This is a genomic window from Xanthomonas euroxanthea (genome assembly GCF_903989455.1).
In the GTDB taxonomy this organism is placed as follows: domain Bacteria; phylum Pseudomonadota; class Gammaproteobacteria; order Xanthomonadales; family Xanthomonadaceae; genus Xanthomonas; species Xanthomonas euroxanthea.
The window spans coordinates 1777854-1791835 of sequence record NZ_LR861803.1 but is presented as its reverse complement, the minus strand read 5'-3'; the positions used below and the strand labels follow the sequence as shown (position 1 = coordinate 1791835).

Below are 13982 nucleotides of genomic sequence, written 5' to 3'. Positions count from 1 at the left end.
CGCCCACCCAAGCGTCCAGTGGGAAGTACTCGCTTTACTTGGTCATCAATACATCTCCGTACGTCGTCATGGCCAAGGCGTATTGCGGCACGATCCCGAACTGCGCTTCCACCCGTTTGTTGGCCAGATGCGTTGCATCCATGGCCGTCAAGCCGTCTTCCCACCCTGCCATGAACGCTTCAAGCCAACGCCCGGTAAAAATGGGGGAGATTGGCCAAGGCGAGGCGATGACCACGCGTGAACCCGCGACCAGAAGTTGCTTCGGAAGCCCCACTGCCGTATTGGCGTGCGGATGGCGGTCCACTCGCCCACCACTACACACAAACAAGATCACCAGTTCAGTTCCCGCCAGGGCGCGGCTGAGGTTGCGGGGTGTCAGCGTCAAAGTGCCTTCGTCACTGACCCGGTGCAAAAAGCGCCCATCTGCACCCACACTGCCGTGTGCCGCCACTACGGCAATACTGGCCTCGGTCAGTGTCTCCGGCACCGAGCCATCGGTGTTGACTTCAAAGCCGTGGTCTTCGAAGGCATTACTCGTGCGCACCAACACTGCCGAAAGCGCGCTGTTATCCACCTGATCGCCCGGATCTGAAATCCAGGCAAGTCTCTTCGCACCCTTCAACCTTGGCTTAGATCTACTGGCTTTGAGCCAAGTGAGCGAGGGGATGAAGCCAATTGCGCACGACTGACCCAAGAACTGATCGCCATCGGGAACCAGATTGAGCGGCACTTGGAGCAGCTTGGGCTCAGCCACCACAATCAAGCGCCGGGATTGCGGGATAGGGGTCGACAACGGCCCCATCGACATGAAGAACTCGTTGTTGCCATCCTGAGGATCGATCATGCCGTAGCGCCAGGGATAGCGAGCAGACCAGTCGTCAAGCACATCGCCAAATGAAGACTTCTCAGCCTCACGCTTGACCAAAGAGGTCCGCCCCTGGTCTTGCAAGACGGCAACAAGCGCATCGTCCCGATCCAGCGCCATCATGAGCGCGGCACTTCCCGGAGCTGAGATCTGTTCCATGAAGGCCAACGGCCATGCTGCGTCCTCTAAACGCGCGCCGTCCACCGGATCGAGCTCGCGATCAGCCAGCAGCTCAATCGCGGCGGCAGCATCGGAGGGCGTTAGTTGATCAGCCTTGGTCGAAAGGACGCGTCGGGCAACGATTTCGGCGGCAAGAAGGTCGGCCGGAACATCGTCACCATAGCGCGCTCCTTCCACGCGACAACTTAAACGAATGGCATCGTCAATCGACGGGCGTGCGGTTGAGATCAGGCGAACATACTCCTTAGCGTTGTCGTCAAGCCCCGCGATCGCCTCTTCCAAAGCCGCCAGCGCCTCTGCTCCAACCCGGCCACCCAATATCTCGCATTGGCCGATGGCCTGACCCAATAGCGCTGCCGACGGCAAGAGCTCATCGTCAAGATCTTGCACCAGACGATAGTGATCCACAGCGTCCGCAACCAACTGTTCATAAGATGCGGTGTCCCGCCCTTGGGGATCGACCAACCCAAGCCCCAGCTCAAACGCGCGAATTCTTGCCTGTCCAGACGCATTGTCATCCACATGAACCTGCAAGGTTTGAAGCGGGACAAGGAGCTGCCTGGCAAAGTCAATCAACCCAAGATCTCGCACGACGCGAAAAAGCGTATAGATCTCCCACCAGCGCTCGCGAGGCCCGACATCACAGTCAAGATTAAAAGCGCAGGACAGCCCCACCAGGGCGTCAATGGGGTGGCGCGAGCGCTGATAGATATCGGCGTAGGCATTCCAGGCGATACGCTTGCGGACATCAGAGTTCTGGGAAATTTCCAAAATGTGCTCAGCCATATCTCGGCTTCGCTGCACTTTCCCGCTGATTGAGAAGCGACTGGCAACCAGACGAAGCACATCCAGATCGAGCGTGGTTTCCTGCACCTGCCTGGCCAACATCGAACCGACCATTGCGAAGCGATAAGCCGCTTCAAGATCTTCATCTTGGCCTTCATCGATCAACACCGTGACCATTTTGGCAAGAGCTTCAAGCAGGGGCGCAGCATCGCCTTTCAAAACATGACCGGGCAAAACCGCCTTACTCAAATCAATGGCGCCGAGGCTTTCCATCCACTCAAAGCAACGCTCTAAAAATGCTTCCAACTCCGCCGGAGTAGCAGCTGGCCTTTCCAGCTCCATCGGAGCAACATTTCCTAGCTCTTGGCGCGACAGATGAACGGCCTGAGCCACCAGCACCGGCAACCCCCTCCTACCGCTTGCCTCCACCCCAAATAGACCGCAGAACGCCTCACGAAGCGCGGGCTCTTCCGGATGATGAGCCACATAATGGCGCAGCCGAGCAACGGGCAAGTCGAAGAAAACACCATCTTCATCTTGCTGCGCTTCTTTCAGTAGCAGCTCACGCAACGCTGCAACGACCAACCAACTCGTCTGCCGGGCATAAGGGCCTTTCTGGTCGATACCCAGCGTGCAATCAATTGCAGCACGGGGGTCTTGCAGGGCCTGAGCGCGATGTCCCAAGCACAGTAGAGCAAAGTCACGCTGTTCTTCGGTGACATCTTGCAACAGCGCGTTGAGTCGATCTTTGTCACCAGCCCCTTCGTCGTTCAGAAAGTCCGCGACCTTGCGCTGCTGCTCACTGAGATCTACATGTGCGACCACCTCGCGCGCAACGCCAGGATTGACCTGAGCACTCAGCCGCAGCAGCAACCGCTCTCGATACACATCAAGATACCGGGTTTGCTGATAAAGGCTTGCCAATCGCCGATAAATCCGAAGTTCTAACTGAGCATCTTGTAATGCAACCGCCGAACCCAAGGCACTGGCAAGATGAGCCTCGCTTACGGCGCCATCGACACCAACTGCCAGCCAAGCCTTGGCAATCTCATATTCTCCGCATTCTTGGGCAAAGCTACCAAAACACAGCGAAAACTCAGGCGGAAGAGCAGGGCCTGTCGCGAGTTCTCGCAACTCAGCTGCCATGCGCAGCGACTCTTTGGCGCGATGGAGCGCTTGGATACGCAGCTGTCGCTTGACTTGATCGTCCAACTCAGAGGCATCGATCTCAGCGATCGCTTGATCCACGCAACCGGTTCCAGCCAAGCCACTCCAACGGGTATAGCGCTCGGCAACCCAAGTCATTTGTTGCGCGTCTTTGTCATTTCCCCAGAAGGCAACCAACAGATCCGGTATTTCATCAATCGCGTCCTTATTGACGCTTTTGACAGGAGCGTCTTCCGACACGCTTACGACCATCAAGCAAGGCTGGCCACTGATCGCCTCAACGGCCTTGGTTAGCCAGCTCGACAAATGTGGGACCCACTCGTCTTCCTTGGTCAGCGCACTCACGCGCCCCATGTCGGGAGGCACCACCGCGTCAGCGTCTTTGTAAAGGTGCGCCAGAGGAATGAGCACGAGCTTACCGGTCAGCTCTGAAAGACACGCAAGCAAGGCCATGGACGTCAAATCCTGGCAGCGAACAACCTCAACATGAGCAGCAAGACCGGGATCTTTCGCCATGCCGGGATACTTGCCACATAGCTCACGGTGTCCATCTACGACCAGGTCAACCAGTTCCGGATCGCTCTTCGCCCATGCCTGGATCGGCGGGGCAAGTATGGCGACCCGATTAAATGCGCGTTGACCCGCAGGATCAGCAAAATTCAAGAACCCAAACGCACCCGTTCGTCCAATGACCTCCTCGGTCTTGGCACCCACCACCAAAGCCGATAGAACGCCCTCAGCAAAAAGCCTCACTGGATCAAAACCATTCATTGTCTGCCTGACCTTGCTTGCAAAGTTGCTGACTGGACCGCCATCACCTAGCGTGCTAGATCCCCACCATCCACCGGGACCATTACCCCAGTGACATAGGTTACTAAGTCTGACGCCAAGAGCAAGATGGTGCGAGCGATAGCGTCGGGCAGTCCAATGCGCCCTAAGGAACCTCTGAACAAAGCACAGCAGATACGCAACACTACACGTCCGTTGCTCGGATCGAGCACACGCATATCTACCAAATGTGGGATCTGCTGCGATGGGCACCCGAAGACTTCATGACCAACCCCAAGCACCAAGGGTTGAGCGTCGATGCCTTGATCGCCAAAGGTCAACGCCAAGGGCGGGCTCAACCGGCCAACGCCACCTTGGAACTGCATCGGCGCTTCCTCGCGTCCTTCTTCAACACCCTGGTCAAAGCTCGTGCCATCCCGCACTCGCCCATGGATGCGTTCAAGCCGGCCAGAGAAGAGCTACTGGCTGATCAGGACGAGCCCGAGCGGCTTCTCTCACCAGAAGAAATCCAGAAGATCTTCAACCCCGAAACCTTTCTGCCTTGGGCCAAGAAATACCCGCACAGATGGTGGTGCCCGCTCATTGCCCTCTTTACAGGCGCTCGAATCAATGAGATCGCCCAGCTCAAAGTGGCTGACATCGTGCAAGACCAAGGCGTGTGGTGCTTCTCGATCCAGAAGACGGTGGACGAGGACCTGGCGCAAAGCGCAGGCAAACGCACTCGGCAAAGCCTGAAAGGAAAGAGCGCCATCCGTAAGGTGCCGATCCACCCAAGGCTCATCCAGGCGGGCTTCCTCGACTTCCTGGCAGACGTCAAAGCGTCTGGCCACCCTCGCCTCTTCCCCAACCTGTCGGCCGGCACCTGCCGCAAGACCGGTGAGCCAAACGGGCGCTACAGCCAAGGCTTCGTCAACCAATTTGCGGCTTACTTGAAGGGCCTAGGCTTTGGCAAGGGCATCGGGTCGCATGCCTTCCGCCATACGCTTGCCACAGAGCTGGATGCCAAAGGCGTGCGGGTTGAGCACATTGCGCTGATCACCGGCCATGCCCTCAACAAGAAGGCGCCCGTGCTGCAGGACAACTATGTCCACAAGTCGGCCGGCAACACCCGGAAGATCCAAGTGGAGGCACTGGGCCACTATCAGCCGGCTGTGACGCTGCCGAGCTATGTGCGTGGACAGTTCAAAGAGCGGTTGAGGAAGGGGGCAAAGGTGTATCCGTAAGCTCCGGCCCGACCAACATTAGGAGGCCCAGATGCTTGACATTACTCCGCACTTGATTACATATAATCGCGGAGATAAACATGAACTATAAACAATGTGCTCGATACCTCTCTCAGTTTGGGATTACCCTCTCTCGGAATGAGCGAGGAGCTCAAAAAAGATGGTACACAACAACCCCTGCCGGCAACATTACCCAGTTCAGCAGCCTAAGACATGCTAGGAATTATTGGGACTTGGAAGCTAAACAGTGCGCGTATCAGCTAGCTAGGTCACGAACATTGGTTCTGGCCGCTGAGAGCTTGGATGAAAGAAGTCGGAGCGAGTTTAACGACTGGATTGATGGCATCCAGCACTCGTTGCCAGATGAGATGTTCAAAAAAAATATTAACACCAAATTAGAACACTCTACGGAAAGCTGGGAATTCGAAGCAAAGAGACTTGCAAAGATACATGGATCTATTGCGGATGCAACTTTCACTGTGCTATTGAAGCAGGCCCGGCAAGAGCGCTTAGACGCGTTCAGCCCACCCAATGAAGGCTTGCAGAATGGAAAACTGGGTCAGCAGTGCGGTTGGAGATAAGGTTCGCAGTCTCGTTGAGCTCCGCGTCGGCCCTTTGATGCAGATCATCGATCCACCAACTCCGCTCGCTGGCGCCTTACAAGTGGCGACTATTGAAGCCCTAGCCGTCAATGAAGCAAGCGAGCTGGACGAGGAAGAGATGTCCGCGACCTTCATCGGCGCAATGGCCGCGACCATTCCATGGTTCGCCTCAGAATTCACTGATTCGTTCACCCCGGGATTTGATTGGCATAAATACTCAAAAAATGGGCGAGGTGAAACATCCGAAGGATCAACTGGCGCGGATTTCGCCCTCTTGATTAGAATCGATGATAACAATGCAAGAGTTGCGGTTTTCCAAGCAAAACCCGCGTCCGACGAAGGATCGATCGACATCCATCGCATCTCTCCGAACCGCATTTCAGAAAACATGTTGCCTCAGCCGCAGATCCTAAGGCTGGCGCAGCACGGCTTTAAAGCGTTACCTGAAGGCGCAACTGCTACTGACCTGACATGGGTCCACTACGCCATTTACGACAAAGCAAACTGCTTTTGCATTAGTCTTAGCAGCATAGTCGGGCTTTTGGACGAATATACGAAGTTTGATGCGTCTATACAAGACGACTTGCGGAAGCGCATAGATGCACTGGTAAAGGAGAAGCCTACCGCATTGGCAGAGGCATCAAAGGCTGCGGCACGCGAGCTTTGGGCACCTCACAAGTCGAGGGAGATCAAACGCCTCCCCGATTCGGTGGACCTGGTTCACCTACTCACTATCGGCGCAGCAACCCGCTGGGGTTTCAATGCGCCTGGCTGGCTTCCACTCGAGGGAAAGACGGCCGTTGACGGCTTTGTTCAGCGCGCTGCTGGCTCCTTGAGGCTCATTGAAGCCCGATTAGCAACACCGCCCACTCCCGAGAACACACCTACGACCGAAGGCGGCGCGCCTCAAAGTCCCAAGGGGAAAATTGTTGCGAGCTTGAACAAAGCAGCAGAAGGCAAAGATTGGACGCCCAAACAGACCAACTCCGGAAAAGCCGTGTCAAGGAAGCTTAGCGTCTAAGCAAGGCGTTGCTCAAAGCCGTAAGTCTCATGATTAGAAAAATCTATGACCGTTTTAAGCCTATTATTCCACACCATCCTGCAGCCCTATCCCGATGAAATGGCAGTATCTTCACTGGCTGAAAGACTGGTTCAAACCACGCAACGCCTCAACAATTCGGCGGAGCGTGGGTTCCTCAAAATCCTCACGATCTTCCTCTTCATGGGTTCCCTTGTTCAACGACATCCATGCCAATGAATTCGCTCGAACATTGATGATCGCATCCAAGTGATCCCGTCTGGTGATCCAGACTCCGTCCAAGGTGCCAGCGCTGACCCCCTTATTGAGAGCGCTCAGTAGGGATTGGACAATGTTGCTCAGATCCGTAGGCGCACCAGGCCGTCGCGTCTTTAGCGAGAGCTCTGCCAAACTTGGGGCAACATCGGCTAACCTCTTCCAGACCCGTGTAACTAAACTTTCGAGCGCTTGGCGCGAGCACGAGAGCGCCGCGCGCGAATCAAAGTCGTCGATGTGTGATTCGGCACGCTCGATATAGTTGCGTGTCTTGCCTCCCGAGACTATTGGATGGTGGTCGCCCTGATGATGACGCAAGACGTAGAGTGGCGCGTCCTTCGTGTGATTGTTGAAGATGTCCTTGATGAACTCAGGGCTATGACATGTGATGATAAGCTGCTTTTCCGTCAATGCCGAATGGCCAAACAGCGTCACACGGATGCCCTCCCGGTGTTCGTGATCGATGGCGTTCACGGCATCGTCAAGCAGCACAGCCGGGAGTTTAAGCTTGATGTTCTGGGCCAATAGGATCGAAAGACCCAGACACCGAAGATGCCCTTCGCTCAAGATCGCCAAGGCGTTATGGAAGCGATCCGGCTCGCGGGCGAAGGCGATTTCAAGCGGCGCACCACCCCTTAATGGAAGGCGTAGCGTATGGATCAAGTCATCTGCGTGGTCATGCGCATTGAAACTATTGTAAAGGTCTACCGTGATCTCATTGAGATCAGCCATTAGCTGCTCAGGAAGAGTTGCCAGGTAGGTCCTCAATAAGCCTAAGAAGGACTCGTAGGCCTCTTTGATTTGGACTTCAACACCATGGGCTACTGCTTCGGCCGACACCTCCACTACTAGTGCGGCAGTTTGAGTGGCAAACGCCGCAACCCGCTCCTTAGCTGACGCGACATCTGCGTCGAACTGGCTCTGCTGACCCGCAATTTTTGCCAATTGCGTCCTGGCCGTTTGCAGCTTCTCAAGCTCGGCCTCCAAGGATTGCCGCTCGGCCCTCTTGACTACAAGACTTTCGTCGAGTCGTTGCAGCTCGCGCGCCGCCGCGAGCAGCTGACGCCAACCTTGCTTATTTCCATTTGCTAACAACTGCTCTATTGGCGCCAAGGTGCCGATGTTGGGGAGCTTAGCGATATGCTCGATCGCTTGCCGGAGCGCTATGTCTAGCGTGCTTTGGCTTCGGTCCACCTGTCGCTCTAACCGGTTCGCTTCCGCTTCAAGTTGGGAGAGTTCACTGAGTGCCGCCAAGCCGGTTGCTGCCCGAGCGAACGGATTAATGGCCACTTGGTCCAGCGGGGTCTCGCACGCCGGGCAGCGGTCTGCATGTGCGTCTTGGAGCGCAACGACAGAGTGATACAACTCTCGATACGATACTTCTTGAGCGCGTGTTGCCAGCGCTCCCCGTGTTATTTCCAGCTCTCGGGTCAGATCACGGTGTGCTCGACGCGAAGCGATCAAGTGCTCAGGACGAATTCCCGTTTCGGCAGCCAAAGGTGTCGCCAAAATCGCACGAATCTCTTGAAGCCGTCCCGGGGTCTGTGCAGTGCCAATTCGCGCTTTCAGACCCAAATAGTCAAGACCATGCTCAAAAGCGGTGGCCACCTGATTGCGCTGCACATCAAACTCAGCGTGTGTGGCAGCTTCGGATGCGATCTTGGCCTCATCGGCCTGGATTGCAACGCGTCGCTGCGCTAAGTCGGCAGCCTTGGGAAGAGCGAGGTTGAGTTGCCGATCCAAGCTTCCACCAAAACCCGCCACGAAATCATTGAACGCAGTGAGACCGAACAATGCCGCCAGCATGGACGATGCCTCAGCTGGCCTTCGTGCGCCGATGCGCGCAAATGATTCGATTCGGTTGCGCTCGATGATGATGAACCGATGACGCTCCTCGTCTGGTTGAACCTGGTGCTCTGCACCGTTGCTCTTAGCAATTAATACGGGCAACTGGTGACGGCCTTCATGGGCATTATCGAAGTAGCGCCGAGAATCCAATGCACGCTCGTCGGCCTCCTCAATGCGTCCGAGAAGTGCAAGTTCAAGCGCTTCACAGAGGCTGCTCTTTCCCGAGCCATTGGCACCCAAGACAAGAACAGTTCGATGATCAAGCTCAAAAACCTCTTGGCGACGGAAACCCCTAAACGGCCCAAGTTGAAGCCTGGACAAGCGTGTCCATCCCAGCTCTGACTGGTCCACCATTGCCGTCTCAGCCCTTTCAGGCAGCGGGCGCACCAGACTGGCACGGATCAAAGGCGTGATGAGCCGAGTGCGCTGACCGCCCGCGTGGGTCGTTCGCGCGATTTGCTCAAGGTTAGCTTCAACCACAGCGCAGATCTTCAAGACTGCTTCGGGCGCCAGCTGATCTCGCGCCCATCTCTCAAACCGAGAAAAATCGTTGTAAAGCGCCATCTTAGCCCCCCATCCCTGAGATTAGGATAGCAATCAAGCAGGCTCGATCTCAATTTCTAGCAGCCAGCCGAGAGCACCCTGCGTGTTTTCAAAGCGCTAAGATGAATAAGGATAGACGCCGTAGGCAGGGGGCCACGTGGCGAGACGCAGGAAAAAGCAAGGCTCAGACCTTACCGTGATCGCATTGGTGATCGCATTAGCGGTCATCGCGATGGTGCCTAAGCAAGTGTGGATTGCCATCGGCATTACTGTTGTGGTCGCTTTCGGGATTTATCTCTTCGTGAAGTGGCAAGCGCAGCAGAAGCCGCCCGCCCCGATCGTGCGTGAGCCCACCCTAGCGGAACTGACGGGAACAAAGAGAGTTCAAAGCAAACCTGGTGGCTCTACAGCCGCTGATCCCGCTAGCGCCAATCGGAAGATCCTCTCTTCCATGCTAGAGGCCGCTCAACCACCGATCGCTCCATCGCCCTCGCAGAGCAACCGGGTTGCCAGCGAGCCCGTTGCGGAACCGACTGCAGCCTTGCGCCAATCAGTCCCCCCTTCTCAGGTGGCGCCTCCACAGAACCCAGCTCTTGCTGCAAAGGACCGCCCTGGGAACTTGCGGACCGCGATGGCGCACATTGCCGAGCACGGCCCGACGACACCAGTAGCACCACCGACTCCTGCCCCTCCCGGGCAGGCGGAAATGTCTCCGATCATTCTGTCAGGCACACGTGCCGCACTGGAACCGAGCGCCACCGGAAATCCTCAAGATCGCCCCGTCCCTCAGCAGCCCAACGGCAATTTGCTTGAAGCAATGCGCGCTGTGGCTGAGCAACCATCAATCAGTCGGCAAGCGAACTCTGCCATTGATGCCGCGTCAGACGCTCCGCGCATCATCGTGCCCACCCCGAGCCGCCCACGCTCAACTGCTTCGCTTAGTCCAAGCGATCTAGGAACAACCAAGACACCAGACGCGCAAACCATCGCCTCGGCACCTACGGAAGCCCCATCATCGCCGCAGCAACTGAACAGCAATCTTCTCGACGCTATGCGTGCGGTCGGTGCTAGAGCTGCGATGCCTCCACCCGCCCAAACAGCTTCCGACCCCACACTTGAAAATCAACACGTGATCGCGCCAACGCCAACTGCTGAAAGAGTTGAGACGATCCCAGCACTGCCACCTGCATTGCCGCCTATTCCTGCTCCGCAGCGCGAGGCACGTGTGCCATCAACCCCGCCACCATTACCTGCAGCCTCCCACACAGAACCGGCTAACGCCTTGGACGAACTTCATCGCACCAGCATCGCCGGCAGTGCACCTGCAAAGGAATTCTTGGTGCCCAAGCCTCCTGCGGGCTGGGAGAAGACGCGTTGGGTGCAGCCGGGCGAGATCATTGAAATTCGCGGGGTAAAAATCTCGGGCGGACTGTTCTACTCAGGGGTCAAGCTCGCCACACCGAGGGGTGGGAATGAACCCAGCTTGGTCAATGGCGTTCTCGCCGTTGCACCAACTGGCAACTACCGGGAGCCGATCGGCTACCAGGAAAACTACGCAGACCTATCTGCAACCGAACGTCGCGCCTACATCAATTGGCTCGCTTCTGATCGATCCGATCCCGAATGCAACTACCGTTACGTGATGTTGTTCTTTTATGGCATTGAACGCCGGGTCGTGATCGATGGAATCGATGAGCCAGAGTCAAAGCAGGGTTGGCCGGCCATCAAAGCAGCACTACGGCAGCTAGAAGCCGCCTACGGCAAGATCTACAGCGTTATCCGATTCCAGATCAACAGCTTGCTCGACTGGATGGAACTCGATGACATTGAGGAGAAGCTTTACACCAAGCCGCTTCCTAGCTTTCAGCGCACCCATGAGCTTCCGTTTTATCTACGTCTAGCATTGGGGCAATGCTCACTAGATCGCGCCCCGATTCCAGCACAATTGGCCCTCGCATGGGCTCGCCTGAGCCCCGAAATCCCCCTCAGAACTGCCACAACGCGCTGCGCAGAGGAATTCGATCAGCTCTTCGTTGAGCGCTACCGGGAGCTTTTTGATGCAGGGTTGGTCCTGCCCAAGAACCGCACCAAGCTTAAATTCTCAAGACAGACCTTTTCTCCTGCTTTGTATGGCACCAGCTTAAAGCCCAAGACCTTTGGCGAGACACCCGATGTCACCGCGCTCACCGCGCCCATCAAGAAGCTCAACGAAATCGTCCAGCAATGCACGGATGAACTCGGCCCGCTGAGTCGCCTTATCAACAAGAACCCCGAGGCTCGGAATACGCTGGATGGCTTGCTACACTTGCCAACCAGCATTTGGCCGGCACCGCGCAAAGCAGCGCTCCAATTGCTGGTGGACGAGGTTCAAGATCGTGCGATCACCCTGCCCCTGACTCAGCTTGCCGATCGCTTTGGCAATGGTGGAGCGTCGCTCAACCGAGAAAAGATCCGAGATCTCGCCAGGACCCTTGAGTTGGCTCACATCGGAATGGAGCCCAACGTGCTTGAAGGCGCGCGGGCGCCCAGCGATGCTGATCCTGTGGTCCTCTTCGCGTTGTTGCCCGGCCAAACCCATCAAGCCCAAAGCAGCGCGTATCAAATCGCGCTGTTGACCTTGCAACTTGCTTCCACCGTTGCACAAGCCGATGGTGATTTCAGTGCACACGAAATCGAACATCTTGGCCGAGAGATTGATGCATGGAGTCACCTCAGTCCCGCGGACCACAAGCGCCTTCGTGCACATCTTGTGTGGCTGAGCCAAGCACCAATCACTCTGGCCTCCCTCAAGAAAAAGCTTGATCCATTGGATCAACCCACCAAGGAAACAATCGCAGCCTCAATGGCAAGCCTTGCGCAAAGCGACGGTACGGTCTCGCCAGACGAAATGCGCTTCTTGGAGAAGGTTTACAAGACGCTCGGCGTGGAGACCAAGCGCGTCTTTAGTGATGTCCATGCAGTGAGCGCTGGAAGAAGCGCCACCAAGGCAGAGCCAGCCAAGCAGTTTCGCCTGGACCCCAAACGTATTGCCGAACTCCAACACGATACCGCCAAAGTCTCCGCCCTCTTGGCTGGCATCTTTACCGAGGATTTCGCCGAACCCGTCATCGAGCCCCAAGCACTGCCGCTCCCCAGTCAAGAAGCTGCTTCTACTCCTGGCCTGTTGGGTTTGGATGAAACGCATAGCGCACTGCTGCGCCTCATGCTCTCCCGACCCAACTGGACGCGCTCCGAACTGGAAGATGGCGCTTCGGATCTGGAGCTGATGCTCGATGGCGCACTTGAACACATCAATGATGCATCGTTTGATGCTTATGACATCCCATTCTCTGAAGGAGACGATCCGGTGGAGATCAACCCAGAGTTCATCGAGAAAATAGAGCAATGAGCAACCCTATTCGTGCCAAGGATCGTGATGCGGTCATCCAGTCATTGCGTGCAGGTGTCGTGCCACGTGCGGGTCAGCACCTGATCCAGGTGGGGCGCATTCGTGAAGTCGAAACGCTGGTCAGCGACATTGATCGCTTGGCCGATGGCGGCTCCTCGTTCCGACTGGTCGTTGGTGAATACGGTGCCGGCAAGACCTTCTTCCTCAACCTGGTGCGCGCCATCGCGATGGAGCGCAAGCTCGTCGTGGCAAGCGCGGACCTCAATCCCGATCGGCGTTTGCATGCATCTGGTGGCCAGGCGCGCTCTCTCTATGCAGAACTCATGCGTAACTTGGCCACGCGCACCAAGCCTGACGGTGGCGCGCTGCCAGGGGTCGTTGAGAAATTCATCGCAACCGCCAAGACCGAAGCCAAAGCAAAGGATGTTCCCACTGAGCAAGTCATCCGCGCCAAGCTTGAACAGCTGACGGAACTCGTTAACGGCTATGACTTCGCTGACGTCATTGCGGCCTACTGCAAAGGCTTTGAAGAAAGCAACGAGCAACTTAAGTCCGATGCTATCCGCTGGCTGCGTGGCGAGTTCTCCACCAAGACCGATGCGAAAGCTGCGCTTGGTGTCCGCTCGATTGTTGATGATGCCTCGGTCTACGATCAGCTCAAACTGATGGGACGCTTCGTGCGACTGGCCGGCTTTAGCGGGCTTCTGGTTTGCCTGGACGAGCTCGTTAATCTCTACAAGCTTGCCAACGCCCAGGCACGCAACTCGAACTACGAGCAGATCTTGCGCATGCTCAATGACTCCTTCCAAGGCACTGCGGTCGGTCTTGGCTTCGTGCTGGGTGGCACGCCGGAATTCCTGATGGATCCCCGTCGCGGCGTTTACAGCTACCAAGCCCTCCAAAGCCGCTTGGCCCAAAACACCTTTGCCAAAGAAGGGCTGGTGGACTTCTCTGGACCTGTCGTGCGCCTTTCGAGCCTCACTGCGGAAGACTTCTATGTGCTTTTGACCAAGATCCGCCACGTTTACGCAGGTGGTGATACAGATAAGTATTTGCTGCCTGACGAAGCGATCCAGCAATTCATGGAACACTGCGCCAATCGGATTGGTGATGGCTTCTTCCGCACGCCTCGCACCACGATTACCGCGTTCATCAATCTCTTGGCAGTCTTGGAGCAAAATCCCGGCACGGCCTGGCAAACCTTGATCGGGGAGGTCGAAGTCAAGGAAGACCATGGCGGCGACGAAGATCTAACGGTCCAAGCGGATGACGAACTGGCTTCGTTCAAACTCTAATC

7 protein-coding genes are annotated in these 13982 nt (G+C 56.4%); 5 read left to right on the top strand and 2 right to left on the bottom strand.

Annotation, left to right across the window (positions count from 1 at the left end; all coding sequences use genetic code 11):
- Positions 1 to 34: 34 nt before the first annotated feature.
- Positions 35 to 3769 (bottom strand): CHAT domain-containing protein, encoded by a 3735-nt coding sequence (locus H7A86_RS07690; RefSeq protein ID WP_119132306.1) that lies wholly within the window; start codon positions 3767 to 3769, stop codon positions 35 to 37.
- A 245-nt stretch (positions 3770 to 4014) separates the two neighbouring features.
- Here H7A86_RS07690 and H7A86_RS07680 point away from each other — a divergent pair, with 245 nt between their 5' ends.
- The 3 genes from H7A86_RS07680 to H7A86_RS07670 all read left to right on the top strand — a co-directional run bounded on the left by H7A86_RS07680 (position 4015) and on the right by H7A86_RS07670 (position 6633).
- Positions 4015 to 5010: a tyrosine-type recombinase/integrase gene (locus H7A86_RS07680; RefSeq protein ID WP_119132308.1), complete on the top strand. Its 996-nt coding sequence runs from the start codon at positions 4015 to 4017 to the stop codon at positions 5008 to 5010.
- A gap of 80 nt (positions 5011 to 5090) precedes the next feature.
- Positions 5091 to 5591: a hypothetical protein gene (locus H7A86_RS07675; RefSeq protein ID WP_147421362.1), complete on the top strand. Its 501-nt coding sequence runs from the start codon at positions 5091 to 5093 to the stop codon at positions 5589 to 5591.
- Positions 5557 to 6633: a hypothetical protein gene (locus tag H7A86_RS07670; protein WP_147421363.1), complete on the top strand. Its 1077-nt coding sequence runs from the start codon at positions 5557 to 5559 to the stop codon at positions 6631 to 6633. The genes H7A86_RS07675 and H7A86_RS07670 overlap by 35 nt, the downstream gene beginning before the upstream one ends.
- 111 nt (positions 6634 to 6744) lie before the next feature.
- Here H7A86_RS07670 and H7A86_RS07665 read toward each other — a convergent pair whose 3' ends face one another.
- Positions 6745 to 9318, bottom strand: a complete 2574-nt coding sequence (locus H7A86_RS07665; protein ID WP_119132309.1) for an AAA family ATPase — start codon at positions 9316 to 9318, stop codon at positions 6745 to 6747.
- A 175-nt stretch (positions 9319 to 9493) separates the two neighbouring features.
- Between H7A86_RS07665 and H7A86_RS07660 the strand changes: the two genes are divergently transcribed.
- Together H7A86_RS07660 and H7A86_RS07655 are read left to right on the top strand one after the other, a co-directional pair.
- Entirely contained in the window at positions 9494 to 12685 is a 3192-nt protein-coding gene (locus H7A86_RS07660) for a tellurite resistance TerB family protein (RefSeq protein WP_425509742.1), read from the top strand.
- Positions 12682 to 13980 (top strand): ATP-binding protein, encoded by a 1299-nt coding sequence (locus tag H7A86_RS07655; protein ID WP_119132311.1) that lies wholly within the window; start codon positions 12682 to 12684, stop codon positions 13978 to 13980. The genes H7A86_RS07660 and H7A86_RS07655 overlap by 4 nt, the downstream gene beginning before the upstream one ends.
- Positions 13981 to 13982 lie beyond the last annotated feature (2 nt).